Origin of the sequence: Hymenobacter armeniacus (assembly GCF_014699055.1) — a bacterium.
GTDB lineage: Bacteria > Bacteroidota > Bacteroidia > Cytophagales > Hymenobacteraceae > Hymenobacter > Hymenobacter armeniacus.
This window is the reverse complement of sequence record NZ_JACXAC010000002.1, coordinates 242,495-267,416: the sequence shown is the minus strand read 5'-3', so window position 1 is coordinate 267,416 and position 24,922 is coordinate 242,495. Positions and strand designations below refer to the sequence as shown.

Below are 24,922 nucleotides of genomic sequence, written 5' to 3'. Positions count from 1 at the left end.
GGAGCTATGCCCACCCTTTCCAGCGTGCTGCTGGTCGATGACGACGCGACCAATAACTTCCTCAACGAACGCCTGCTTAAGCGCCACGACGTGGCCGAGCGCATTCTGGTGGCCGAAAACGGACAGCAGGCGCTGGCCGTGTTGCAGCAGTCGGGCGCCGGGCCGCAGCCCCACTATCCCTCCCTCATTCTGCTCGACATCCAGATGCCGGTGATGAATGGCATTGAGTTTTTGGAGGCGTTTCAGCGGCTGCCGCCGGCCCAGCGCCACGCCACCACCGTGGTAGTCCTCACCACCTCCATGGACGCGCGCGACCTCACCCGCCTCGACGGCCTGCCCGCGGCCGGCCGCATCAACAAACCCCTGACCCAGGAAAAACTAGACACCGTGCTGCGGCTGCACTTCCAGCGCCAGCGCGCCTGCTGATAGTCACTTGCCAAGCCGTAAAAAAGCCCCGCCAGCTAATGGCGGGGCTTTTTTACGGCTCATGATGCCCTATGCTGCATATTAAACCACAAGCCGCTGCATGGTGGCTTCAGCAAACGCGCGTGGGCAGCGCGGCGTCTAGGGATTCGTCATCTGCCCCATAAACAGGATGCTGCCCGTCGATTTTTCGCGGATGAGAAACAGGAAAGGCCGGTCCACAAACGTGGGCTGGGGCAAAGAAGTCACCACAATTCCTACCGAGGTAACGGCCGCCGCCTCGGTGCCGTCTTCGTTCACGTCGAGAAACGTTTTGTGCTTCACTTCGCTGATGGCCAGGCCGCTGGAGCCACCGGCCAGCATGCGGCCAAAGTTGGCCTGGCCCGAGAAGGCCACGCCCATGCCCAGCTGCGTGAGCATGGCGTTGAGCTTCTGCTCGTAGGCCAGCTGGAACTTGGGCAGCCGCAGTTCCAGGCCGGTCGAGTCGGTGGCGGCCAGCCAGGCGTTAAGTTGGGAGTTGGTGAGGCGGCCGGCTACGCTGGCCAGCGTGTTCTGGCCCTGCGGCACCACGAGCGTCATGCTAAAGCGCCGGTTGCCATAAGGCAGGTCCACCACCAGCTGCTGGGCGTCGCGGTAGCGGCGGTAGCGGCCGGTGGTCAGGCTCATGAAGCTCTTGGTGGCCGAGGTGCCGTTTTCGTAGAAAAAAGACCCGGGGCGCGTGTTTTGCGGGTCGAAGCGGTACGTCCAGGCGCCTTTAAAGTAGAGCGCGTTGATGAGGTACATCACGTCGTTGGGGTTGGTGCCGTTGAGGATGCTGGTAATCTTGCCCTGGGTCTGGGTGTTCACCCAATTGTTGATGAGGGCGGTGGTGGCCGGCACCCCGAAGGCCACGGGCTGCACCGTGGCCCCAAAATACTGCTGGTTGGTTTGCACAAACGGCGCCTGTAGCTGGTACTGCTGCCCCACCCAAATGGAGTTGCCGGTGGTGAAAGTAACCTTGGGGTCGAGCCCGCCCAGCAGCGCAAACAGACTTTGGAAGGCCTCGTTGATTTGCAGGTCGGTGAGCGGCTGGAAGCCCAGCGTTTGCTTCATGGCGGCCTTGGTGGAGCCGTCGGCCCCGTTGTAGGCCATGGTGAGGGCCGCCGAAATGCTCAAGGGCGAGATGCAAATGTTGTCGGCCGGCGTGGCGGCGCGCAACGCGCCAAACGCCTGGAAGGCGAAATCGTTGGCGCTGGTCACGGTGTTGCGCTCGGCACCGGTGAGTGGCCGCACGGGCATAGCCTCGGGCGCGGCTGGGTTGGGCGCAGCCACATCATGCTTCTGACAGGACGAAAACAGCAGGCCCCCGGCCAGCAGGCCCAGCAGGGCCGTTTTTGCAGAAAATGTTGACATAATGCAGTAGGGTAAAGTGGCAAACCAATTCGGGGCCGGGCGCGGCCGCCTTCCGGGTTTCTGACCGGCAACACCGTCGCCCGGTTGCACGGCGGCCAGCGGACGGCGGCGGAGCCCGCGCTATTCTGCTCCTAAACAGCAGGCTAGGCGCTCGCCACAATCATTTTAACTCCTGAATATTTTTTTTCTGACGGGCTGTAACGTTTGCCACTTGCGGCGGTATCCACTTTTGAAAGCGCCCTCCTCCCCTCGTTTTGCACCGCTCGGCCCACCTCGCACGCTCCTCAGGCAACCTTTTTCTTTCGTTCGCATCTTCTGTACAGTAGCGCCCTACCGATGGCCTGCCAGTTCGGCCACCCTGCTGCAGTTACCCTAAGAACGCCCAGCCGCCACAGCAACCAAAATTATTTCAAAAATTTTGTCGCTGATAATCAATCAGTAAAGGAAGTAAAATCACAATTTTCGCACATCCATGGTAACAGTACCTTGCTTTACAAAGTACCTACCATACATTTGTACTGTTCGTCGCCCAGTACTGTAGCACACGCCACTCTTCTCCGCCTGCCGCCCCGCCTTTTTTCTGCAAAAAATTCACCCTCACCTTTTTTCTGTAAGTATCATGAACCGTTTCCTCTCCCTCCGCCCCGCCCAGCAACTGACTGGCGCCACCACCTCCACCCGCGCTCAGCGCCTGGCTTCGGCCTCGATGTTGCGGGCCCTGCTCTTGGGCGGCCTGGCCGTATTGGGCACCGCCGGCACGGCCCTGGCCCAAGACGGCCCCGCCGTGAAAGCCAAGCAAGCCGACGCGCAGTGCCTGTCCTTCACCGTCGAAAATCCCAAGCTCGAAAAAGTGCGCATGGACGTGCTGTGCCTCACGCACAACACCTTCCTGATGAGCGAAGTAAACCGCCAGGCCTCCTACGGCAGCAAGCTCAACTTTGCCGGCGTGCCGGCCGGTAAGTATGCCGTGCTGCTGCGCGTGGGCCGCGAGCGGTACCGCTACAACGTGCAGGTGCAAAAAGGCCCGCAAACCACCATCTCGGTGCCCGAACTGACGCCCGCCCAAGCCCCGGCAGCCATTGCCTCGGTGACCCGCTAACCGCCCCAGCCAGAGCGGTGGGCCTGGCGACGAGGCCCACCGCTACATGACTCGGCCCCCGATGGACGCCCGTGCCCCGCACGGCGCCACCGGGGGCCGAGTCGTTTTGGTGCCCGCCTAGGCCGCCGCGGCCAAGGGGCGCTTGCGGCTGTACCGGTCGCGGTACGCCACCGGCGACACGCCCGTGATGCGCTTAAACAGCGTGCGAAACGCCTTGGTGTCGGTGTAGCCCACCGAATACATGACCTCGCTCACGTTGTCCTGCGACGATTCGAGGCTCATTTTGGCGGCTTCAATCTTCACGCGCTGCACGTATTCGGCCACGGCGTTGCCGGTGGCTTTGCGGAAGCGCCGCTCAAAGTTGCGACGGCTCAGGCAGCACAGCGCGGCCAGGTCGTCGATGGTAATTTTGCCGGCCAGGTTCTTTTCTATGAACTCCTGGGCCTTTTTGATGGGCTCGTCGTCGTGCCCCTTCTGGCCCTGGAAAATGACAAACGGCGACTGGCTCTGGCGCCCGATGTCAATCTGAAACACCTTGGCGCAGCACACGGCCACGTCGCGGCTCACGTGCTTTTCGATGAGGTAGAGCACCAGGTTGAGGTAGGAATAGGCCCCGCCGCTGCTGTACAGGCCCTGCTCGTCGGTGATGACCTGTTCGGGTACGAGGTGCACCCGCGGGTACATGGCCGCGAACTGCGGGGCGCCGAGCCAGTGCGTCGCGCACTTTTTGCCGTCCATCAGGCCCGTGGCGGCCAGAATAAACGCGCCCAGGCACAGGCTGGCCACTTCGGCCCCGGCGCGGTGCTGGCGCACTATCCAGGGCAGAAACTCTTGGTTGAGCGCCACGGCCTCGGCCAGGTCGCCGTGCGGGGCGGGAATGAGGATGAGGTCGGTGCTGAAGTCTTCGTCGAGCAGGCGGTCGGCGCGCAGCGTGAACAGGCCGCGGTTGAAGGCCTTGTGCCGGGTGAGGCCCACCAGCTCCACCGCGAAAGCGGGCGGCTGGCCCATGCTGGCCAGCAGGTCGTTTACCTGGCACAGCACCTTGTGCGGCCCCTCAATGCTGCCCACCACGGCCTCGCCGGCGGGCACCAATATGGATACGTGCTTCATGGCCCAAATGTAGGCACAAGCCTGGCGCATTCGGCCCCCTATTTGGGCGCGATTCCCCCCTGTGGCATGTCAGCTTTGCTAATACCTTTGCTAAATCAGTTAGGAATACTAAAACAACTTTCTTCACCCCCAAAACCTCTTGTTATGAAACCCCGCACCACCGCCCGCCTCTACTGGGGCCTCACCATTCTTTTCTGCCTGATGATGCTGGCCGACGGCGTCGCCGGCTTGCTGCACGAGCAAAACGGCGTGGTCGCCATGAAGCAGCTTGGCTATCCCGTCTACATCATGGACATCACCGGCGCGGCCAAAATTCTGGGCGCGCTGGCCCTGCTCCAAAATAAGTACCGCGCACTGAAGGAATGGGCCTACGCCGGCTTTGCCATCGACTTTGTGGGCGCGGGCGCCTCGGTGCTGTTTGCGGGCATGGGCGTGGCGGCCGCTGTTCCGGCTGCGGTGATGCTGGCCGTGCTGCTCGGTATGTATTTCCTGTGGAAGCAGTATCTGGCCGGCCGGGCGCGGCTGGCCGCGGCCGCCGCACCAGCCGAGGCGGCCAGCCCGGCCTATGCCATTTAGCCTTTGCCGGGCTTTTCAACCGCTCATCTTTTCCTTTCACCTCTTCCCCCCTGCCACGCTCATGGCCTCGTTAAACCCCCATCTCGCATTTCCCAACGGCACGTGCCGCGAAGCCCTCACTTTCTATCACAGCTGCCTTGGCGGCGAGCTCAACCTGATGCGCGTCGGCGATACGGCCATGGCCGGGCACCTGCCCGCCGAAGCCCAGGACCAGATTATGCACGGCTCCCTCACCGCTGGCCCGCTCGTGCTCATGGCCTGCGACGCCTTGGATACGCGCCGCCCGTTTGCGCCCGGCAACAACATTGCCATGTGCCTGAACTGCGACAGCGAGGCGGAACTCAACGCCCTGTTCGCCAAGCTCGGCGAGGGCGGCACCGTCGTCGACCCGCTGGCAGATATGTTCTGGGGCGGTAAGTTCGGGACGCTCATCGACCGGTTCGGCACGGAGTGGATGTTCAATTTGTGGAACTGCTCCGGCGAGTAGCCGCCTCCCTTACCAACATTCTATGTGCAAAGTAGTTGCTGCCGAATACCTCACCCTGGACGGGGTGATGGAAAACCCGGCCTGGACCCAACCGTACTTCAACGACGAGCTGGGCGAGTTTCAGGGCGAGCTCATGCAGGCCGCCGATGCCCTGCTGCTGGGCCGCGTGACCTACGAGGCCTTCGCCGGGGCCTGGCCCAACATGCCCGACGCCCCCGGCGCCGACCTCATGAACCGCCTGCCCAAGCACGTGGCCTCGCGCACGCTCCAAACCGCCGAGTGGAACGCCGAAATCATTCGGGGTGACGTGGCCGCGGCCGTGGCCAAACTGAAAGAGGAGCCCGGCCAGAACCTGTTGATTTACGGGAGCGGGCAGCTGGCGGAATACCTGCGCCAGCACCAGTTGATTGATACCTACCGCCTCATGGTGTTCCCGCTGGTGCGGGGCACCGGCAAGCGCCTGTTCACCGCCGAAATCGGCTCGGACTTCACGCTAAAATCGTCGCACACCACCCGCACCGGCGTGCTCGTCCTCACCTACGAACGGGCCACGGCCTGACATCTCCCACCTCGATGAACCTTAAACTAGAGCTCATTCCCGTGCCCGTCGCCGACATCGACCGCGCCAAGCACTTCTACGCCGAGCAAGTGGGCTTCCGGCTCGACCACGACGTGCGGCCGGGTGGCCCGGTGCGCGTGGTGCAGCTCACGCCGCCCGGCTCGGCCTGTTCCGTGGTGCTGGCCGAGGGCTTGGCGGGCATTGCCATGGCGCCCGGCTCGCTGCGGGGCCTGCACCTGGTGGTCGATAGCATTGAAGAGGCCCGCGCCGCGCTGGCCGGCCGCGGCGTGGCCATGGGCGCCATTCAGGACCTGGGCGGCATCAAATATTCCGGGTTTCAAGACCCCGACGGCAATACCTGGACGCTGCAGGAAATTAGCGGGCAACGGTAGCGAGGCCATCATCGAAGCTGCCTGCCTCCGGGGCAGGCAGCTTCGCAAAGCAGGGACAGCACACCGTATGAAAAGCCGGGGAGAAGCATGGTATTGCTTCGCCCCGGCTTTCTGCTTTTGAAGGATAATCGTTTTAGCTACAGCCCCTTGTTCACATCGCAAGTTCTTCTGCTTTACCCTCTAGCTCGGGCCATTCGTTCATCGAACAGGGCCGGTGTGACCTCCAACAGGACTTCAAAAAAAGACCTACACGGATTGGCAGTGGCGAAGGCCGTAACCCTCTGGGCCCGCAACGAGAGCTTCCGCGCCGAAACAGCCAATCACAAAACCAGCCGGAAGAGGCCAAGGCCGCGCGCGCCGCCACCGACTACCCTAAGTTGAGCACTCCGCTGCCCAAATGGGACAGCGCGTGCCTGCCCTCAAGTCTGCCATTCGTGAGAAAACGAGCTGAAAGCCTCAAAGCCCGCGCGACGGTGAGCATCGCCCTCCACAAGCAAATGACGCCGGCAAACGAGGGAAGAATTCAACGCATTAAAAACAAATACTTGGCTACGGCGACCAGACCAAACGGGCCAGACCGGCGTTGGAATCGGCCGAATACTCCTACCTTTAAGCTGCCCTGTATACGCCCATGACCGAACTTTTACAAGCCGCCGTCTCTCCGCCTAATCTGGTCGCCACGGGGCTGCTGGTTTTTGTGTTGCTCTACTGGCTCACGGTGATAGTGGGTTTGCTCGACATGAAAACGGTGGACCTCGATTTGGACGTGGATGACCCCGGCGATTTTCACCCCGAAGCGGCCAATAGCAGCTGGTTCAATGGCGCCCTGGCCTTTTTCAACCTGGGCCGCATCCCGCTGATGGTGTTCCTCAGCTTCGTGTTTTTGCCGCTGTGGGCGGGCAGCATACTGGTCAATCACTACACCGGAAACACTTCCTGGCTGTTAGGAGTGGGCTTCTTGCTGCCCTTGTTCGTCGGCAGTTTGTTTGTGGCCAAGGTTCTCACCCTGCCTTTCGTGAAGCTATTCACGGCGCTGGAAAAGGACCACGACTCCGACGTGGTGGTCATTGGCAAGGTGTGTACCGTGCTGCTGCCGGCCACTTCCAGCCACTTGGGCCAGGCCTCGGTGCGCATCGACGGGGCCCCGCTCATGCTGAACGTGCGCAGCACCGGCACGCCGCTGACGAAGGGCGACACCGGCTTGGTCATCGACTTCGACGCAACGCGGCGCTGCTACGTGGTCGAACCTTACCAAGTGCAGTAACCTGGCTTTCCCCTACAACCATTTCAACGCACCCATCACCTACCTTATTCCACCACTCCTACTCCCATGCTAGCTTCCCTTTCCTGGGCCGTTCTGATTATCGTCGGCCTGTTTCTCCTTGGCTTTTTGGCGGTCATCGCCAAGATGTACAAGAAAGCCGTGCAGGGCGAGGCCCTGCTGCGCACCGGCATGGGCGATGCCAAGGTTTCGTTCTCGGGCATCATCGTGGTGCCCATTCTCCACAAACTGGAGGTGATGGATATTAAGCTGAAAACCATCGTCATTTCGCGGGCCGGCTCCGAAGGGCTGGTGTGCAAAGACAACCTGCGGGCCGACGTGAAAGTGAATTTCTTCATCCGCGTCAATAAAACGCACGACGACGTGGTGAACGTGGCCCAAAGCATCGGCGCGCACCGCGCCTCCGACCCGCTGGCGCTGGAAAGCTTGTTCGACGCCAAGTTTTCCGAAGCCCTGAAAACGGTGGGCAAGCATTTCGATTTCATCGAACTCTATAACTCCCGCGAACAGTTCAAGCAGGAGATTCTGCGCATCATCGGCACTGATTTGAACGGGTACGTGCTGGATGACTGCGCCATTGATTACCTGGAGCAAACCCCGCTGACCTCGCTGAACCAGGACAACATTCTCGACGCGGAAGGCATCAAGAAAATTATTGCCCTGACGTCGGAACAGAAAATTCAGGCCAATCAAATTCAGCGCGACCAGCAGAAAACCATCAAGAAGCAGGACGTGGAAGCGCAGGAAACCATTCTGCAGCTCGAAAAGCAACTGGCCGAAAACCAGGAAAAGCAGTACCGCGAAATTGCCAACATCAAGGCCCGCGAAGCCGCCGAAACCGAAAAGGTGCGCCAGGAGGAGCGCATGAAGGGCGAGAAAGCCCGCATCATGGCCGACGAGGAAATCAAGATTTCGGAGCAAAACCGCGACCGGCAAATTTTGGTGGCCGAGCGCAACAAGCAGCGCACCGACGCCGTGGAAACCGAGCGCGTGGAGCAGGCCCGCTCCTTGGAAATCAACGAGCGGGAGCGCATCGTGGCCCTGGCCCAGATTGAAAAGGAAAAAGCCCTGGAAGAAGAGCGCAAGAACATTCAGGGCATCATTCGGGAGCGCATTACGGTGGAGAAAGCCACGGTAATTGAAGAGGAGCGCATCAAGGACACCCGCGCCCAGGCCCAGGCCGACCGCGAAAAACTGGTGGCCGTGACCAAAGCCCGGCAGGAAACCGAGCAGTCGACCATCGCCCTGGTGGGCACGGCCGAGATGGAAAAGCAAGCCGCCGAGTTCCGCGCCAAGCAAGCCCTCATTGATGCCGAAGCCGAGAAAGCCGCGGCCGAGCACCGCTCACAGGCCGTGCGCATCATGGCCGAAGCCGAGGCCAGCAAAGCCAGCGCCGTGGGCCTGGCCGAAGCCCAGGTGATGCAAGCCAAGGCCGCCGCCCGCCAGAAGGAAGGCGAGTCGGAGGCCAACGTAATGCAGCTCACGGCCACGGCCGAAGCCCAATCCATTCAGGTGCGGGCCACGGCCCAGGCCGAAGCCGACGAAAAGTTGGGCGTGGTAGCCGCCAAAGTAAACCTGGAGAAAGGCCTGGCCGAAGCCAGCGTCATCGAAGCCAAAGCCGACGCCGACCAGAAGCGCGGCTTGGCCGAAGTGACCGTGAACGAGCAGCGCTTCGCGGTGGAAGCCAAGGGCATCGAAGCCAAGGCCGACGCCATGAAAAAGCTCGACGGCGTGGGCAAAGACCACGAAGAGTTCAAGCTGCGCCTCGACAAGGACAAGGCCGTGGAATTGGCCCAAATCAACATTCAGAAAGACATTGCCGGTGCCCAGGCCGGGGTCATTTCGGAAGCCCTCAAATCGGCCAAAATCGACATAGTGGGCGGCGAAACCATGTTCTTCGACCAGATTATCGGCTCCATTACCAAGGGCAAAATGGTGGACCGCGCCGTGCACAACTCCGAAGTACTGGGCACGGTGAAAGACGCTTTTTTTGGCCACGATGGCGGGGGAGACTTCAAAACCAACCTGCGCCGCTTCGTGGACCAGTTCGGCCTTAATAGCGAGGACATGAAGAACCTGAGCGTCTCGGCGCTGCTGCTGCAAATGATGAACAAGGCCGGCGACGAGGCGACGCGCAACACCATCACGCAGCTGACGAGCACGGCCAAGGCCTTGGGCATTGGCGACAAGCCGGTGAAAACGCTGAATTTGGCGTAAGCTGAATCAGCACAAAAGCAGCCCGTCATGCGCATCTGGCATCCGCTTGTCGAAGCATCTTTACTGCGAAGAGTAACCAGATTTACTATTGCGGTAGAGATGCTTCGGCTGCGCTCAGCGTGACACGTTTTTTTGGCCATTCTTCCTGGCCCATCCCCACAACTTCCCGCATTGCCCTGGCACCCCTGCTATGGAACCAACTACCGCGTCCTCGCCGGACGTCAAATTAGAAGGCGGCACCTACGAAATCCTGCGCAACCGCTTGCAAAAAGGCGGGGCCGAATTGAAGACGCGCATCGACAAGCTGAACGCCGAGCGCAAGACTGTTTTCGGGGCCATCGACACCAAGCTGATTGGAACGGGCCGCATCAGCACGGAGCACAATTGCGTGCCGTGGGACATGGTGCCGGTGGGCCACCGTTTTCTCTTCGGTTTCAACGTCGTCATCGGGCTGAAAACGGAGGTGGAATTATCCGATGTTTTCGGGGCCTATTCCTACGCCAATCATGAGTTTACCCCGCTCCCGTTAGACTTAATTTCCAACGCCCAATTCGCGGAGGAATTTCGGAATTTATACCGCTACTATAAGAACACGCAATTTGTCAAATTCGCGGTGCTCGGCAGCCATTTGTTTATGGTGTTTCGGGTGGGCAAAAGCGCCAACGACATCAAGACGTTTAAGTGGCTGCTGCAGGGCGATGCGCTCACGTACATCGACAACCGCAGCGACCACGAATACGTGTTTCCACCGCAGCACGAATTTGCCTGGAAGCGCACCACGCGCGACATGCAGCGCTCGGGCAAACACCCGCACATTAGCATCGAGGACAAGGTTTTTGTTGAAACCATCCACGGCGACCTCACCATCAAGGTGGAAAACAACACAACTACCGGGCGCGGCATCTACGCCGAACCGGTGCTCGACAAAGACCAGACGCTGGATGATTCGGAAATTTATTACGCGGTAGTTGGCAATATCATTCTGCTGAAAATCCGGCCGTATCAGGAGCAGGATTACCGGTATTTACTGTATAATTCCAAGCTGCAAACTGCCCAGCGACTGGATGCGCTGGCCGAGGCTTGCGTGTTATTGCCGGACAACCAGGGCCTGATTTTTCCGCACGGATTTTACCTGCAAACCGGCGAGGGCAAGCTGTTTGAGAAGGGGTTGCGCGACATGCTGTTTGAGAAGCGAATTGTGTCGCCGAACGGGGAGGATTTTCTGTACGTTTTTTACAATAAGGACAACGGCGTCTACCTGCTGCTTTCCTACAACATCATCGCGCAGCGGGTCGACAACCCCATCAGCTGCCACGGCTACGCGCTGTTTGAGAACGGCGAGCTGTGCTACTTCCGCAAAGACGACGAACCCAAGAAGCACCACGCGGTGCAGATTTGGCAGACGCCCTATGTCGCGCCCGATTTTGAGCTGCCCGTCACTTCCGGCTCCTACCTCTACAAGCTAGGCAACAAGGAGATAGTGCGCGCCATGGCCGAAGCGCAGGAAGTGCTGACGCTGCTGGGCAAAGACGACAGCTACGCCGGCCTCTACCTGGATTTAATTCGCCTCACGGGCACGCTCACCGACACGTATCACTGGCTGCGCGAGCCGGCCGCCCAGGCGCTGGCCGAGCCGTTGCGCGACATTCAGCAGGCGGCCAACGCGGCCGTGGAAGAGTTCGACAAGGTGCTGAGCATCCGCAAAAGCACGGGGGCCGAAACCCAGCGCGTGCTGGCCAAAGCCGACGAGCTAATCGGCCGCATCAAGCGCACCACGGCCACCGACGTGAACGAATACGTGCAGCTGCTGGCCGAATTGCGCACCGTGCGCGGCGAGGTCATTTCCCTCAAAGAGCTGCGCTACGTGGAGCTGCCCACCGTGGAAAAAGCCGCCGCCGAGCTGGAACAAACCAGCAAGGACGTGGCCGGCCAAACGGTGGAATTCCTGCTGAAAGATGACGCGCTGAAGCCCTACACCGTGCGCGTGCAGGCCATCGCTGAGGCCATCGAACAGGTGCAGAAAGTGGCCGAAGCCAACGAGCAGGAAAAGCAGGCCAGTGCGGTATCGGGCGAGCTGGAACTGCTGATTGAAGTGGTGAGCAACCTGCCGATGGAAGACCCCACGCAGACCACGCGCATCATCGACAACATCTCGACCATTTACGCCAGCTTCAACCAGATTCGGGCGGCGCTGAAGCGGCGCCGACAGGCCCTGGCCGGCACCGAAGCGCAGGCTGAATTTACGGCTCAAATCAAGCTGCTCGACCAGGCGTTGGTGAATTACCTCGACCTGTGCGACGCGCCCGCCAAGTGCGACGAATACAGCACCAAGCTCATGGTGCAGCTCGAAGAGCTGGAAGGCAAATTCCCGGACTTCGACCAGTTCCTAAGCCAGCTGGCGGGCAAGCGCGAGGAAGTATCGGAGGCGTTTGAGTCGCGCAAGGTGAGCCTGGTGGAGGCCCGCAACCAGCGCGCCTCGGCCCTGCTGCAATCGGCGGAGCGCATCCTGAAAGCGGTGCAAAACCGGCTCGGGCGCTTTGAAACCGTGGCCGACATCAACGGGTATTTCGCCTCCGACATGATGGTGGAAAAGGTGCGCCAGACCGTGCAGGACCTCCTCACCCTCGGCGACCCCGTGAAGGCCGACGACATCCAGAGCCGCCTCAAAACGGTGAAGGAAGATGCCGTGCGCCAGCTCAAGGACCGCGCCGAGTTGTTCACTGATGGGGGCCAGGCCCTGAAATTCGGTCCCTACACCTTCACCGTGAACACCCAGCCGCTGGAGCTGACGGCCGTGCTGCGCGACGGCGACCTGCACTACCACCTCACCGGCACCAACTTCTTTCAGAAAATAACCGACCCCGCCGTGCTGGCCGCCCGCGCTGTGTGGGACCAAACCGTGGTGTCGGAAAACGCCGACGTGTACCGCGCCGAGTACCTGGCTTGGCTGCTGTTGCAAGCGGCCCAGCACCCTGCGCCCGCCCAGGATGGCCTGCCTGCGGTGCTCTCGTTGGCCGAGCTGTCGCACCTCACCGTGGCCGAGCTGACCGCCCACATGCAGCAGTTTATGGCCCCGCGCTACGCCGAGGGCTACCTCAAAGGCGTGCACGACCACGACGCGGCCCTGCTGCTCGAAGCCTTGGTACGCCTGGCTCGCACCGCCGATTTGCTGCGCTACTCCACCCAGACCCGGGCCGCGGCGGCGCTCTACTGGCACGGCTTCACGGGGCGCAAGAAAAAGGCCGCCTGGCAACACCAGCTGCAAGGCATCGGCGTGCTGCTGCAGGTTTTTCCCGACTCGCGGGAGTTCGACAATCTGAAAGGCGAGTTGCAGCTGGCCATCGAGGAGTTTGCAACGGGCACGGGCTTGTTTTCGCCGGCGCACCTGGCGGAAGCGGGCGACTATTTATTCTTTGAGTTAACCCGCGGCGAAACCTTCGTCATTGCCGCCGAGGCGGCGGAATTGCATCAACTGTTTCGGCAGTCGCTGAAGGAGCGGAATGCTACGGAGCAATACGAGGCTTCGGTGGCGCTGCTGGCCGACCAGCCGGCGGCGCAATTTCAACTGGTGCGGCAATGGCTGCAGTCGTTTTTACACCAGTTGCCCGCAGGCCATTTGTCCGAATTCCGCGATGAGTGCGCGGTGTTGCTGCTCACTTCGTTCGACGCCGCCCGCATCGTTCGCACGCCCTTGCGCGAGACGCTGACGGGCCTGCAAGGCTCGCACGCCCGCATTCACGAGCGGAATTATCAGCTGTATTTTCCGGAGTTCCGGCGGCGCCTGCACCACTACGCCACCACGGTGGTGCCGCTGTTTGAGGCTTTCGCGATGCTGAAAAAAGAACTGGCGGCTCGCTTCGCCGAGGAATTGCGGCTGGCGGAGTTTCGGCCCCGGGTTCTGTCCTCTTTCGTGCGCAACAAGCTGATTGACGAGGTATACCTGCCGCTCATTGGGGCCAACCTGGCCAAGCAAATCGGTACGGCGGGGGCCGACAAACGCACCGACCTCATGGGCCTGTTGCTGCTGGTGTCGCCGCCCGGCTACGGCAAAACCACGCTCATGGAGTACGTGGCCAACCGCCTGGGGCTGATTTTCATGAAAATCAACGGCCCCGCCATTGGCCACGCCGTGACCAGCGTGGACCCCGCCCAGGCGCCCAACTCCGGCGCCCGCGAGGAACTACTGAAGCTAAACCTGGCCTTCGAGATGGGCGACAACGTGATGATTTATCTTGATGATATTCAGCACTGCAACCCCGAGTTTCTGCAGAAGTTTATCTCCCTGTGCGACGCCCAGCGCAAGATTGAGGGCGTGTACCAGGGCCGCGCCCGCACCTACGACTTCCGCGGGCGCAAGGTGGCCGTGGTAATGGCCGGCAACCCCTATACCGAATCGGGCGAGCAGTTCCGCATCCCCGACATGCTGGCCAACCGCGCCGACATCTACAACCTCGGCGACATCATCGGCGACACGGCGGCCACCTTCCTGCTCAGCTACCTCGAAAACGCGCTGGTGGCCAACCCCGTCCTCAGCCGCCTTGCCGCCAAAAGCCAGGCCGACGTGTACCCGCTCATCAAGCTGGCCGAAACCGGCGACAGCGCCGGCCTCTCCTTCGAAGCCAACCACTCGCCCGAGGAAATCAACGAGTACGTGGCCGTGCTGCAAAAGCTGCTGCGCATCCGCGACGTGGTGGCCCGCGTGAACGAGGAGTACATCCGCTCGGCCGCCCAGGCCAATGAGTACCGCACCGAGCCGCCTTTCAAGCTGCAGGGCTCCTACCGCAACATGGCCAAGCTGGCCGAAAAAGTGCGCCCCGTGATGAACGACGAGGAAGTGCGCGCCCTGCTGGCCACCCACTACGACAACGAAGCCCAAACCCTCACCAGCGGCACCGAAGCCAACCTGCTCAAACTTCGCGAGCTGCTGGGCTGGCTGCAGGATTCGGAAGCGGAGCGTTGGCAGCAAATCAAAGCCACCTTTGTGCGCAACCTGCGCACCAGCAGCGGCGGGCAGCTGCAAAGCGTGCTCACGCAGCTGGAGAATATTGCCGGCGGGCTGGGCGGAATTCGGCAGGTACTGGAAAAGGGATAGCACAAGCGAGTCAACGCATGAAACCAGTTGAGGTCATACTGGCAAAACGGGCACACCTAGCAAGGCTGGCTAACCAACAAGGAGCAGCCGGAGAGGCCCGCATGCTGGCCGATATGGACAATTGGGTCCCGCGGCCTCGTGGCAAGGGACTGCAAATTCTATTGGCTGCTCTGCGTGAGACAGGAATCACTATAAAGGCAAGCAGCTTCGACGCCATAGAATTACCAGACGGTCAAGAAGTGGATTTTAATAATCCGGATTCGGTGCGGGATGCCTTGCCTAAAATGGTTTTTATTGAAATAAAAACCGCTAATCAGCACCGCGTGAAAGATGATTTTTCTGGATTCTTCTTCGCGCTAACGGAAAGTGAGATAAGCGCTGCTGAAGTATTAAAATCACGTCATCGCGTCGCACTGCGCAACAATCTCACCGGCGAGGTGCTGATTACATCCATTCCGGAAATTCTTGCACGTGCCAAATCTTCTAGCTGGCAGCTATCAGTCCAGCTCTAATAGTTATTGAGGAGGTGAGTGCTTTAGCCAAACTCATGCTCCCTGATAGCTCCTGATATAGGAGTTTCAGCTTTGTCATTACTTGTTTTGCGCAGGTGTTGGAAGTTCAGCGCGGTTTTGCTAGGACACCAGTCGTTCGATGGCAAAGGCGCAATACGTTGGTTCCCCTACCCTTCTTCGCCCTTTTTTAGAATGAAATGGCCAGGCTGGTGGTCAGGTTGCCGTAGCTTTGGTTACTCGGGTTGTCGGGGCGGGCAAACAGGCCGTTTACGCCGTTCAGGTAGCGCCCTTCCGCCCGTAGCACTACGTTGGGAGCGGGCGCGTAGTCGAGATTGAGCGAGCCCCCGGCCACGCGGAAATCAGCATCGGTAGCTTCGGGCTTGATGCTTTGAATCAGCACGCCGCGCTCGGCGTAGTAGTACTCGCCGCGCAGCGTGCCCGAGAGTTTTTCGGCCAGCCGGTACTTCACGAAGGCGGCTCCCGAGTGCCAGGTATCGTAGCCGGGCGCCGCGCTCTGCTGCTTGCCCACGTCGAACACCAGCGCCAGGTTCAGCCGCTCGGCCGGGGCATAGGTCACGTAGAAGTCGTGAAAATAGCGACGGGCCACGGGCGCGCCGTCGGGCTGTTCGTTGCCATAAAACGTGCTGCTGTTGACCACCACCTTCGCCGAGGGTTTCCACTGCAGCTGGGTGCCGAGGGCTTTGGCTTGGTTGGTTTCGCGGATGTTCTGCCAGCCGTTCAGCACCACGCCGGTCAGGGTGAGCTTGGGGCTGAATTCGTAGCTGAAGCGCACACCGGACTCATAATAAGGCGAATTCTCGGCCATGATGGAGCGCGTCAGCGTCCAGTTATCCTTCGAGATGGCCGACTCAAACCCAATGTGCGAGCCGAAGATGCCCGCGTCGAGCCACGCGTTAGCGAAGGGCCGAAAGCCGGCGTAGGCTTCGTACACGTGCCGCAACACCACGTCCTCATTGGCGTAGTTGGCGCTCACGTAGGTGCCGGCGTGCAGGCCCAGCGCGCCGCGCACCTTGCCATCGTCGTAGCGCACCCCAAGCAGCGCCTGGTTGATGGCAAACTCGTTTTGACGGTTGTGCGAGTACAGAAAAAACTGCCGCTCATTGCCGTTGGCGTACTTGATGTCGTAGCCGTAGTAGGCATCTACAAAGCCGTAGGTGGTCAGCGGATTGGGAGCGACCTCTGCCGGAGCTGCGGCGGGTGCAGCCACCGGGCCGGGGCCGGTTGCGGGCGGGGTCTGGCCCAGGGCCATGGTAGTGGCAAAAGACGCCAGACCAGATAATAGAGCGTTTCTCATGAAATACGGCCGCAACAAGGCAGCCACGGGGCAAAAAATAAGCCGCGCTACCTCGTGCAGCGCGGCCTGTTTAATCGGTGAGGTGATGGATTCATTACAGCTGAGCCTGCAAACGTCGTGGCACCCCAGACTGGGTTTGGAGGGTGGCAGCGCTTGCTGAATATGTTTGTCAGGCCCCAAAGGCGGCTTGGGCGCACGGCTTAGCCCCGGCGCAGCCCCATGCGCTCCACGGTTTCGCCTTCAAAATCGAACTCGATGAGAATGGCCGGCTCGTCGCCCACCACCCAGCCGTCGTGGCCGGGCGCGATGGCCACGGCCTGCGGTGCCACAAATTCTTCCACGGCTCCGTCGGCGTACTGAATGCTAATCTGGCCGCTGGCCAGGAAGCCCACGTGCGCGTGCATGCACAGTGGCGTGCCCACAATGTCCTTTAGGTGTTGAGACCAGCGGAAGCCCGCCGGGTACACAATGCGTTTCACGCGGGCGTTGCCGGTGGGCACCACGTCAACTTGCACGCCGCCGACTTCGCGGCGCGTGGCGCCCTTTATCGGGCCGAGCAGGGAGGAAGTATTCATGCCCTAACGTACTACTTATTATTCACTTCTGCGCAGTGGCCACCACCCGGGTGTTGGCGGGCAGCGGAACTTCGCGGGAGGTTTCGAAGGTGCCGGGCTCGGGGGCCGTTTCGTCCACTTTGCGCTGCACCACGCGCAGGCGGTGGCCGTCCACGGGCAGCACGGCCAGGTCTTGGCTGATGCCGGTAGCGGCCGAGTAGCTACGGAAACCCAGCAGCATGCCGCTGGGGAAGTTAGCCGCCTTGGCCTTGGCGGCGTCCACCACGTCGGGCTTGCCCACAAATTTGCCCAGGTCGATGTCGAGGGGCAGGCGGCCCTGCAGCACGAGGTGGGCGCGGGTGCGCGGGTGCGCGGGGTCGTCGGGGTCGGGGCTGGGCGTGAAGCGGAAGGAGGCTTTCATTGTTTCGGCTTCGGCCAGCTGAGGCGCGGCGGCTTTGGGCGGGGCCACCGTGCCATCGGCGGGCGGGGCGGCAGCGCTGGCGGCGGCCGAGTCGGCCCGGGCGGTGGCGGCGGGCGTGGCCGCCGTTTCGGGCGCAGCGGCGGTGGGGGCCGACGACACGGGGGCCGTCTGGTTGCAGCCGGCGCCCAGCAGCGCCAGCGCTGTACCCACAAACAAGGTGTAACGGTTCATGAAAAACAGCTTGCCCCGGCCAACCGGCTGGCTCGGGAAAGCAAGATTAAGCAAAACGCAGCGCATCAGCGCACTTCCGGCGCGGGCGGCCGGCGCGTGGCCAGCAGCCCCAGCAGCGGCCCGGGCGCCAGTAGCCAGAACCAATAACGCGCCTCCAGTTGCGGATGCAGCGCCGCAAACGCCTGCAGGCTCACGATGGTGAGCGCAAACCCCAGGCAGGTAACCAGCGTGAGGGCGGTGCCCTTGGTGGCGGCCGGCGCCTCCTGCGCTACTAAGGCCGAAAACTGCGGCGAATCGGCCACCACGGCCATGCCCCACAGGCCCATGGCACCGCCAAAAGCCCACAATGGCAGCCCAAGCAGCAGCGGGCTCAGCAGGCAGCACGCGCCCGATACGGCCAGTGCCAGCCGCGCCGTGCGGCGGCTGCCGATGCGCTGGGCCAGATAGCCGCCGCCCACGCACGCGGGCGCCCCCACCGCAATGATGGCAAACGCCCAGCCCGGCCCCAGCGGCCCGCCCGCCGGGTGCCGCTGCGCATACGCCGCCAGCCACAGCGGCAAGAAGGCCCAAAACGTATAGAGCTCCCACATGTGCCCGAAATAGCCCATCGCCGCCGCCCGAAACGGCTTGTCCTGAAACACCTGCCAGACGGCGCCCGCCTGCAGCCGGGCGCCCGCCCGACGAAACGGCCCATCGGGCACGCGCCAGCGCAGCAGCAGCCCGCCCGCCAGGGCCAGCCCCGAGGTAACCAGCACTACGCCGCGCCAGTCTTCGCCCGCCGCCAGCAGCCGCAGCAGGTGCGGCAGGGCCGTGCCCAGCACCAGCGCCCCCACCAGGTAGCCCAGGGCGCGCCCCAGCCCGCCTTCGAAATAGTCGGCCGCTATTTTCATGCCCACGGGGTAGATGCCGGCCAGAAAAAACCCCACCGCAAAACGCAGCGCTAGCAGCGTGGCCCCGGTCAGATTGGGCAGCAGCAGGCCCGCATTGGCCAGGCTACCGGCCACGGCGCACCACCAAAACAGTTGGGAGGGCGACATGCGGTCGGCCAGGGCCAGCAACGAGAACACCAGCGTGCCCATAATGAACCCGAACTGCACCGCCGACACCACCGTGCTCAGCGCCGTGTCGGCGAGGTGAGCGTCGTGCAGCAGGCCCGGCAGCACGGCATTGCCGGCAAACCAGAGCGAAGTGCAGGCAAACTGTGCGGCCACCACCAGCGGCAGCACCCAGCCAGCCGGCGGAGGCGTCGTTTTCAACTCAAGAAATGCGTGGGTGGGAACAAGGCGCTAAACTTACGCACAGCGCCGCGCCCCCACTGGCCGCCAACAAAAAGCCCCGCCGTATCGGGCGGGGCCTTGTGCAACTGCACCTATACTACCAGCGGCGGCCGTACCCACGGCCACGGTAGTAATAGGGCCGTGGCGCTACGTATATCGGTCGCGGGGCCACGTACACGGGCCGCGGGGCGTAGTAAACCGGGGCCGGCGGCACGGCATACACCACCGCCGGACGGGGCGGGTAGTAGCGCGGACCGTAGTAGGCCCGGGGCGGCGGATAATACCCACCGCCAATGGTGACGGAAACCTGGGCGCTGGCCGCGTGGCTGCTCAGCAGCAACAAGCAGAGGCCAAAAGCGAGAAACAAGGATTGGGGTCGCATGAGGCATTGCGCCGGGGCGCACGGTTAGGGTTGAAACTCAATTTACGCCCCTTCGACCACAATACCTGCGCCGGGTTTAACGGCGCATTACGGCAGCGGTATGCGGAACGTGGCCTCGGTGGCCCCGCCGAAGATGCCGTAGCCGTTGCGCACGTTGGAAGCCAGCGGCGCGGGCTCGGCAAAGGGGTTGCCGTCGCTGTCGTAGTAGCGGCGGCGCGAGAGGTAGAAATTGTAGGCGTCGGCCGTGATGCTGCTCACGTGCACCTCGATGAATCCTGGCTGGGGGCAGCGCGGGCCGAAGGGAAAGCAGCTGGTGTAGAAGCGCACGTCGGAAGAAAGGGCAATGCGCTGGCCGTTCACGTCGGTATCGGCAAAGGGGTAAATGCTGTATTGCTGCTGCGGGCTCGAGAGCTCAAACTGCCCGATGCTGCCGGCGGTGTTGCTCTGGCTGTCGTAGTCCACTTCGATGGCCGACCAGTTGCCGGGGTTGCCCTGCTTGTCGAGCAGCCGCGCAAAGGCCAGGTAGTAGTTGGGGGTGGCGGGGTCGTCGCGCAGCACCAAGCTCAGCCGGCCCGTGTACTCGCCCGAAGTAGGGCCGGCCGTGGTACGGGGTGTGTAGGTGCCGCTTTCCACCACCGGCGCCGCGGGCAGCGTGAGGGTGCTTTCGGCCGTTTCAAAGCCCGGCAGGGTGGCGCGTAGCGTGTAGGCCTTCCCTACCTGCGGCCGGAAACCCAGCACCGGCTTGTAGTAGCCGGGAGGGCCCAGAAAAAAGCCCGACTGCGGGTCGGTGCCCGAGGGCCGGGGGCGGTAGCGCTCCACCACCTGGCCGGCGGCGTCGCGCAGGTCCACGGTGGCATCGGTGCGGCCCTCTAGCTGGCGGGTGTCGAAGGCGCTCTGGCTGTTGCTGATGTAGAGCTGCCGCCCCCGGTACAGGTCCAGAAACGACGAGTCCTGTGGGTTGGGGCCCAGCACAAACGACAGCGCCACGCGCGGCGTGTGCGGCGGCTCGGGCAGGTCCACGGTGGTTTCGCAGCTGCTGAGGGCGGCGAGAAGAAGGAAGACCGGAAAGGAGAGGTTTTTCATAGTTGGCTGGCCCACCTTAGAACCGTCATGCTTCGACTGCGCTCAGCATGACGGCCTTCGGGAGCACTCAAATCGAAACGTTAAAACCGGAACGTCTTGCTGAACGACGGCAAAATGGGAAACAGCGACACCTGGCGGTAGCTCAGCTTATCGCTGCCTTGGCCGCGGCCCAAGTAGATGAAATAGGGATTTTTGCGGTTGTAGGCATTGTACACGCTGAAGCTGTTCACCACCTCGCCCCAGCGCTTTTTCTTGGTGTGGCTCAGGTCGAGGTCGAGGCGATGGTAGGCGGCCATGCGGTAGCTGTTGCGGGTGCCGTAGTCCTCAAACGTAGGTCCCGAATCGGGCCCAAGCGAATAACGGCCCTGCGAAAGCGTGACGGCCTGCCCCGTGCCGTACACAAACGTGCCCGACAGCGTGAGCGTGGGGCTGAACTCGTGGATGACCACCAGCTTGAAATCGTGCCGCCGGTCGTACTTGTAGGGGTAGGTCAGGCCCTGGTTCAGCTCCGCGAAGCGGCGGTTGCTCCAGGCCAGGGTGTAGCCTATCCAACCAGTGGTTTTGCCGGTTTTCTTTTGCAAAAACACCTCGCCGCCATACGCCCAGCCCTGGCCGCTCGTGATTTTGGCCTCGTAGTTGTCGTCGGTGGTGCCCACAAAGTCGGCGCCCTCGCGGAACTCAATCAGGTTCTGCATGGGCTTATAATAGGTCTCGAAGCTCAGCTCGAAGTCTTCGCCCTTGAAGCGCAGGTTGCGGGCCGCGCCCAGGCTGAACTGCTGCGCTTTTTGGGGCTGTGTTTTGGCCGTGGCGGGCACCCACAGGTCGGTGGGCAGGCCGATGCCGCTGTTGGTGAGCAGGTGCACGTACTGCGTGGTGCGGGCGTAGGCGCCTTTCAGAGCCCAGTCTTCGGTGAGCAGAAAGCGGGCGGCCAGGCGCGGCTCCACGCTGGGGTACAGCTTTTTTTCCACCAAAAACGAGTTCAGGCGCAGGCCCACGTTCACCTTCAGGCGGTCGGTGAGCTTCACGTCGTCTTCGGCGTAGAGGCTGGCTTCGTCGGCGCCGATGCGGCGGCCGGTGGCCTGGTTCTGGGCCGGGTCGACGCTGCCTTCGCTTTGCAGGGCGCCGGGCCGGAACTGGTGCCGGATGTACTGCCCGCCGAAGCGGATGTAGTGGTTGGGGTTGGGCACGTAGTCGAAATCGACCTTCGCGCTCACGTCCTGAATGTTGGAGAGGTAATTCAGGCTGAATTTTTCGGTGCTCGTTTGCCCGCTGCCGTTGGTGTAGCGTTCCTCCTGGGTCGAGCCCACGTCGAACTGGTAGCGCGTGAAGGTGAGATGGCTGTTCATGAACAGCCGGTCGTTCACCACGTGGTTCCAGCGCAGGGCCACAATGCGGTTGCCCCAGCCCAGGGCGCTTTTCTGCTTGTAGTAGTCGCCGTTGTCGCGCTTGCTCTCGTCGTTGGCGTAAAACTCGTCGTAGCCCATGTAGCCGCTCAGGTAGAGGCGGTCGCGGGCGCCCAGCTTCCAGTTCAGCTTGCCGTTGAGGTCGTAGAAATAGTAGCCGGCCACCAGCCCATTGCCCTGCGCCATGATGAGCGGCCGGGCCAGGATGTCGATGTAGGTGCGGCGGGCCGAGAAAATAAACGAGGCGGTGTCCTTCTTGATGGGCCCTTCCAGCGTGAAGCGCGAGGCAATGAGCCCGATGGCGCCCTCGCCGTGCAGCTTCTCCATGTTGCCTTCCTTCATCGTGATGTCGACCACCGACGACAGGCGCCCGCCGTAGCGCGCCGGAAACCCGCCCTTTATCAGCTCCACGTTCTTAATGGCGTCGGCGTTGAACACCGAAAAGAAGCCGAACAGGTGCGAGGCGTTGTAGATGGGCGTGCCGTCAAGCAGCATCAGGTTCTGGTCGGGCGAGCCGCCGCGCACGTAGAGGCCGCTGCTGCCCTCGCCGCCCGCCTGCACGCCGGGCAGCAGTTGCAGCACCTTCAGCACGTCGGTTTCGCCAAACAGGGCGGGCAGCAGCTTAATCTGGGCCACCGGCACGTTGATGGTGCCCATGCGCGTGCTTTCGGCCACTTTTTCCTCCTTGCTGCCCACCACTTCCACGCCCGCCAGCTCCGCCGACGACGGCTTCAGCCGGAAATCGTGGGTGAAGCTGCGGTCGGCTTTTTGGGCCAGCCGCAGCCGCTCGTAGCCCAGCGCCGACACCAGCAGCCGCACCGAATCGGGAGAGGCCGCCAGCGTAAGGGAGTAGAAGCCGAACGTGTTGGTGGTGGTGCCCTGGCCGGTGGCGGGGTGCACCACGGCCACGCCGGGCAGGCTCTCGCCGGTGGCGCCGTCGCGCACGTACCCACTGATGGTGAAGCGGTTGGTTTGCTGCGCGTGGGCGGTAGCGGCTCCCAGCAGCGCCGCGCTACTCAGCGCGGCCATGCGGAAAAGTGACTTCATGCAGAAGGAAAGGTGGAAGGAACCAGGGGCAATATCCTGGTGAGAGCCTCAACGGCAAGCCCCGGGATTTATTGGAGAGCGGGTTTGGGCGCGTGGGGTTGCCTCCGGCATTCGAAAAAACAACAAAAAAAGAACGTCATGCGGAGCGCAGCCGAAGCATCTCGCGTGGAGTCACTAATCCTGTCGATTGAATTACTACCCCACGCGAGATGCTTCGGCTGCGCTCCGCATGACGTGCTGAAACTTCGCTGGCGATGCAGCTGCTACCGCTTACTTCTTGCGGTATTCCGCGTTCAGGTAGGCCAGCACCGGCTCGGTGATGTCGAGGTCTTTCTGGCCGTAGGCGATGGTGCCGCTGGGGGCCGCAATCAGGATGAGCTTGTAGCCGTGCGACTTGCCGTAGGCCTGCACCTTCTTGTTCACGCTTTCGAGCACGGTTTGGGTCAGCTTGGCTTCTTCTTCCTGGGCCTGGGCCTGGATGCGCTGCTGGGCCTGGCCCGACTCCTGCTGCTGGGCCTGCAGCTTCTGCTCGGTGGCGGCGCGCTGCTCGGCGGTGAGGGTGGGCGCCTGTTTCTGGTAGGCCTCCACGGCCGAGCGGAAGTTGGCAATCAGCTTCTGATTCTGGTTTTCCCAGCCGCGGGCTTTGGCTTCAAACGCGCGACGGGCGTCCTTCATGCCCTGGTAGCCGTCCAGCATCTTGCCCGACTCCACGTACACGATTTTGCCGTCGTTGCTGGCAGCCGGGGCCGGCGTTTCGGCAGCGGCCACGGTGGAGGCAGCTTCGGCTGGCGCTGCGGCCGTGGTGTCGGCGGTGTTGAGCTCCGGCGAGGCCAGCACGGCCGTCGACTTATCGGTGGCAATGGCCGGGGCCACCGGCTTTTGGTTGAAATGCAGGAAATACAAACCGGCCACGGCCAGGGCCAGCACGATGTTAATGGTGAGCTGAATCGGGTTTTTCATTGAAATGCACAGGTGAGGAAAAAACAAAAGTAAGGCGGAAGGCTGGGCTTAGTGGAGGAATCGGCCGTTATCCGCGCACTGCCTCCCCTACTCCGGCACGGCAATATGCAGCAGGGCATCGCCTTGGTTCACCACGGGCATATGGTTCAGACCAATGACGTAGCCGCTGAGCGGCGACTCCAGCCGCACCGACTGCTGGCCGTAGGGGTCGGCCACGGAGCCGTAAATCTGGCCTTTCTCCACAAACTGGCCATTCTCGACGTGCGACCGGAACAGGCCGGCAAAGCGGGCCCGCAGCCACGTGTGCCGCCGGCACACAATGCCGGGCCGCGCCGGGGCCGGGGCTTCGGGCCCAATGCCCAGGTGGTGCATCACGCGCAGCGTGCCCGCCAGCGCCTCCTCAATGCCAGGCTCGTCGAGCCGCAGGCTCTCGCCGGTTTCGTACACAATAACGCGCTTGCCCAGCCCGTGCGCCGCCTCACGCAGCGAGCCCGCCCGCAGGGCCGCGTGCAGCGTAAACGGCGCCGCAAACGCCGCCGCCAGCGCGTCCACCTCGGGGTCGACGCCGAGCAGGCCGCGCACTTGCGGGTAGTTGGCCCGCGCCGCGCCGCCCGTATGAAAATCGATGCCGTAATCAATCAGGGGCATGATTTCGCGCATGAAGCGGTGGGCCACGCGCCCGGCCAAGGACCCGCGAGGAAACCCCGGAAACGAGCGGTTCACGTCCTTGCCGTCGGGCACGTCGCGGCTGAAATTCAGAAACCCGTAGATGTTGAGGATGGGGATGGCGATGATGCTGCCCCGCAGCGGCTGCAGCAGCTCGCGCCGCACCAGCCGCCGAATGGTTTCGATGCCGTTCACCTCGTCGCCGTGCATGCCGGCCATGAGCAGCAGCGTGGGCCCGGGCTCCACGGCCCGAAACACGTGCACCGGCACGTCAATCACCGTGCCCGAGGGCAGCCGCGAAATGACCAAGCGCGTGAGCACCTGCTCGCCGGGATGAATGGTGAGGCCGTTGAGGTGGAAGGAAGTGGCGGGCGCGGGCATAAGCGTAAAGGACGGTCGGGGGGCTAACGGAACGAAAACGAACGTCATGCAGCGCGCAGCG

21 protein-coding genes are annotated in these 24,922 nt (G+C 62.3%); 10 read left to right on the top strand and 11 right to left on the bottom strand.

Going from position 1 to position 24,922, the window contains the following annotated elements:
• Positions 1 to 6 precede the first annotated feature (6 nt).
• Complete coding sequence (locus tag IC234_RS05595; protein ID WP_190922869.1) at positions 7 to 426, top strand: response regulator; 420 nt, start codon at positions 7 to 9, stop codon at positions 424 to 426.
• A gap of 138 nt (positions 427 to 564) precedes the next feature.
• On the opposite strand, the gene IC234_RS05590 is transcribed toward IC234_RS05595, so the two are convergent.
• Complete coding sequence (locus IC234_RS05590; protein ID WP_190922868.1) at positions 565 to 1,815, bottom strand: serpin family protein; 1,251 nt, start codon at positions 1,813 to 1,815, stop codon at positions 565 to 567.
• 619 nt (positions 1,816 to 2,434) lie between these two features.
• On the opposite strand from IC234_RS05590, the gene IC234_RS05585 reads away from it, so the two are divergent.
• A complete protein-coding gene (locus tag IC234_RS05585) occupies positions 2,435 to 2,914 on the top strand; it encodes a hypothetical protein (protein WP_190922867.1) in 480 nt (159 codons plus the stop codon).
• Positions 2,915 to 3,031: 117 nt separating this feature from the next.
• On the opposite strand, the gene IC234_RS05580 is transcribed toward IC234_RS05585, so the two are convergent.
• A complete protein-coding gene (locus IC234_RS05580; RefSeq protein ID WP_190922866.1) occupies positions 3,032 to 4,024 on the bottom strand; it encodes a GlxA family transcriptional regulator in 993 nt (330 codons plus the stop codon).
• A 144-nt stretch (positions 4,025 to 4,168) separates the two neighbouring features.
• On the opposite strand from IC234_RS05580, the gene IC234_RS05575 reads away from it, so the two are divergent.
• From IC234_RS05575 to IC234_RS05540, 8 genes are all read left to right on the top strand, one after another.
• Positions 4,169 to 4,600: a DoxX family protein gene (locus tag IC234_RS05575; protein WP_190922865.1), complete on the top strand. Its 432-nt coding sequence runs from the start codon at positions 4,169 to 4,171 to the stop codon at positions 4,598 to 4,600.
• A 61-nt stretch (positions 4,601 to 4,661) separates the two neighbouring features.
• A complete protein-coding gene (locus IC234_RS05570; protein ID WP_190922864.1) occupies positions 4,662 to 5,087 on the top strand; it encodes a VOC family protein in 426 nt (141 codons plus the stop codon).
• A gap of 22 nt (positions 5,088 to 5,109) precedes the next feature.
• Positions 5,110 to 5,646, top strand: coding sequence for a dihydrofolate reductase family protein (locus tag IC234_RS05565; RefSeq protein WP_190922863.1), 537 nt, complete (start codon positions 5,110 to 5,112; stop codon positions 5,644 to 5,646).
• A gap of 14 nt (positions 5,647 to 5,660) precedes the next feature.
• Positions 5,661 to 6,038: a VOC family protein gene (locus IC234_RS05560; protein ID WP_190922862.1), complete on the top strand. Its 378-nt coding sequence runs from the start codon at positions 5,661 to 5,663 to the stop codon at positions 6,036 to 6,038.
• 631 nt (positions 6,039 to 6,669) lie between these two features.
• Positions 6,670 to 7,302 (top strand): hypothetical protein, encoded by a 633-nt coding sequence (locus IC234_RS05555; RefSeq protein ID WP_190922861.1) that lies wholly within the window; start codon positions 6,670 to 6,672, stop codon positions 7,300 to 7,302.
• Positions 7,303 to 7,368: 66 nt separating this feature from the next.
• Positions 7,369 to 9,537: a flotillin family protein gene (locus tag IC234_RS05550; protein WP_190922860.1), complete on the top strand. Its 2,169-nt coding sequence runs from the start codon at positions 7,369 to 7,371 to the stop codon at positions 9,535 to 9,537.
• A 190-nt stretch (positions 9,538 to 9,727) separates the two neighbouring features.
• Positions 9,728 to 14,629, top strand: a complete 4,902-nt coding sequence (locus IC234_RS05545) for a DNA repair ATPase (RefSeq protein ID WP_190922859.1) — start codon at positions 9,728 to 9,730, stop codon at positions 14,627 to 14,629.
• Positions 14,630 to 14,646: 17 nt separating this feature from the next.
• Complete coding sequence (locus IC234_RS05540) at positions 14,647 to 15,141, top strand: hypothetical protein (RefSeq protein ID WP_190922858.1); 495 nt, start codon at positions 14,647 to 14,649, stop codon at positions 15,139 to 15,141.
• Between the two features lie 187 nt (positions 15,142 to 15,328).
• Here the strand turns inward: IC234_RS05540 and IC234_RS05535 are convergent, their stop codons facing one another.
• The 9 genes from IC234_RS05535 to IC234_RS05495 all read right to left on the bottom strand — a co-directional run bounded on the left by IC234_RS05535 (position 15,329) and on the right by IC234_RS05495 (position 24,861).
• Entirely contained in the window at positions 15,329 to 16,456 is a 1,128-nt protein-coding gene (locus IC234_RS05535) for a porin (protein WP_190922857.1), read from the bottom strand.
• A 200-nt stretch (positions 16,457 to 16,656) separates the two neighbouring features.
• Positions 16,657 to 17,031 carry a cupin domain-containing protein gene (locus IC234_RS05530; RefSeq protein WP_190922856.1) on the bottom strand — a complete coding sequence of 125 codons (375 nt, stop codon included), beginning with the start codon at positions 17,029 to 17,031 and terminating at the stop codon, positions 16,657 to 16,659.
• A gap of 22 nt (positions 17,032 to 17,053) precedes the next feature.
• Positions 17,054 to 17,662, bottom strand: coding sequence for a hypothetical protein (locus IC234_RS05525; protein WP_190922855.1), 609 nt, complete (start codon positions 17,660 to 17,662; stop codon positions 17,054 to 17,056).
• Positions 17,663 to 17,727: 65 nt separating this feature from the next.
• Positions 17,728 to 18,918 (bottom strand): MFS transporter, encoded by a 1,191-nt coding sequence (locus tag IC234_RS05520; protein WP_223827508.1) that lies wholly within the window; start codon positions 18,916 to 18,918, stop codon positions 17,728 to 17,730.
• Positions 18,919 to 19,036: 118 nt separating this feature from the next.
• Positions 19,037 to 19,321, bottom strand: a complete 285-nt coding sequence (locus IC234_RS05515; protein WP_190922854.1) for a hypothetical protein — start codon at positions 19,319 to 19,321, stop codon at positions 19,037 to 19,039.
• Positions 19,322 to 19,408: 87 nt separating this feature from the next.
• The gene (locus tag IC234_RS05510) at positions 19,409 to 20,404 is read right to left on the bottom strand and encodes a DUF4249 domain-containing protein (RefSeq protein WP_190922853.1); all 996 of its coding nucleotides are present in this window, start codon (positions 20,402 to 20,404) and stop codon (positions 19,409 to 19,411) included.
• 80 nt (positions 20,405 to 20,484) lie between these two features.
• Complete coding sequence (locus IC234_RS05505; protein WP_223827507.1) at positions 20,485 to 22,854, bottom strand: TonB-dependent receptor; 2,370 nt, start codon at positions 22,852 to 22,854, stop codon at positions 20,485 to 20,487.
• A gap of 270 nt (positions 22,855 to 23,124) precedes the next feature.
• A complete protein-coding gene (locus tag IC234_RS05500; RefSeq protein WP_190922852.1) occupies positions 23,125 to 23,814 on the bottom strand; it encodes an OmpH family outer membrane protein in 690 nt (229 codons plus the stop codon).
• A gap of 87 nt (positions 23,815 to 23,901) precedes the next feature.
• Positions 23,902 to 24,861: a succinylglutamate desuccinylase/aspartoacylase family protein gene (locus IC234_RS05495; RefSeq protein ID WP_190922851.1), complete on the bottom strand. Its 960-nt coding sequence runs from the start codon at positions 24,859 to 24,861 to the stop codon at positions 23,902 to 23,904.
• Between the last annotated feature and the right edge of the window lie 61 nt (positions 24,862 to 24,922).

Bases quoted from the DNA above. Each gene is read 5' to 3' on its own strand.
- IC234_RS05525 (WP_190922855.1), bottom strand. From the start codon at position 17,662: ATGAACCGTTACACCTTGTTTGTGGGTACAGCGCTGGCGCTGCTGGGC.
- IC234_RS05510 (WP_190922853.1), bottom strand. From the start codon at position 20,404: ATGAAAAACCTCTCCTTTCCGGTCTTCCTTCTTCTCGCCGCCCTCAGC.
- IC234_RS05555 (WP_190922861.1), top strand. From the start codon at position 6,670: ATGACCGAACTTTTACAAGCCGCCGTCTCTCCGCCTAATCTGGTCGCC.
- IC234_RS05500 (WP_190922852.1), bottom strand. From the start codon at position 23,814: ATGAAAAACCCGATTCAGCTCACCATTAACATCGTGCTGGCCCTGGCC.
- IC234_RS05495 (WP_190922851.1), bottom strand. From the start codon at position 24,861: ATGCCCGCGCCCGCCACTTCCTTCCACCTCAACGGCCTCACCATTCAT.
- IC234_RS05570 (WP_190922864.1), top strand. From the start codon at position 4,662: ATGGCCTCGTTAAACCCCCATCTCGCATTTCCCAACGGCACGTGCCGC.
- IC234_RS05575 (WP_190922865.1), top strand. From the start codon at position 4,169: ATGAAACCCCGCACCACCGCCCGCCTCTACTGGGGCCTCACCATTCTT.
- IC234_RS05595 (WP_190922869.1), top strand. From the start codon at position 7: ATGCCCACCCTTTCCAGCGTGCTGCTGGTCGATGACGACGCGACCAAT.
- IC234_RS05515 (WP_190922854.1), bottom strand. From the start codon at position 19,321: ATGCGACCCCAATCCTTGTTTCTCGCTTTTGGCCTCTGCTTGTTGCTG.
- IC234_RS05565 (WP_190922863.1), top strand. From the start codon at position 5,110: ATGTGCAAAGTAGTTGCTGCCGAATACCTCACCCTGGACGGGGTGATG.
- IC234_RS05590 (WP_190922868.1), bottom strand. From the start codon at position 1,815: ATGTCAACATTTTCTGCAAAAACGGCCCTGCTGGGCCTGCTGGCCGGG.
- IC234_RS05535 (WP_190922857.1), bottom strand. From the start codon at position 16,456: ATGAGAAACGCTCTATTATCTGGTCTGGCGTCTTTTGCCACTACCATG.
- IC234_RS05540 (WP_190922858.1), top strand. From the start codon at position 14,647: ATGAAACCAGTTGAGGTCATACTGGCAAAACGGGCACACCTAGCAAGG.
- IC234_RS05545 (WP_190922859.1), top strand. From the start codon at position 9,728: ATGGAACCAACTACCGCGTCCTCGCCGGACGTCAAATTAGAAGGCGGC.
- IC234_RS05560 (WP_190922862.1), top strand. From the start codon at position 5,661: ATGAACCTTAAACTAGAGCTCATTCCCGTGCCCGTCGCCGACATCGAC.
- IC234_RS05505 (WP_223827507.1), bottom strand. From the start codon at position 22,854: ATGAAGTCACTTTTCCGCATGGCCGCGCTGAGTAGCGCGGCGCTGCTG.
- IC234_RS05580 (WP_190922866.1), bottom strand. From the start codon at position 4,024: ATGAAGCACGTATCCATATTGGTGCCCGCCGGCGAGGCCGTGGTGGGC.
- IC234_RS05585 (WP_190922867.1), top strand. From the start codon at position 2,435: ATGAACCGTTTCCTCTCCCTCCGCCCCGCCCAGCAACTGACTGGCGCC.
- IC234_RS05530 (WP_190922856.1), bottom strand. From the start codon at position 17,031: ATGAATACTTCCTCCCTGCTCGGCCCGATAAAGGGCGCCACGCGCCGC.
- IC234_RS05550 (WP_190922860.1), top strand. From the start codon at position 7,369: ATGCTAGCTTCCCTTTCCTGGGCCGTTCTGATTATCGTCGGCCTGTTT.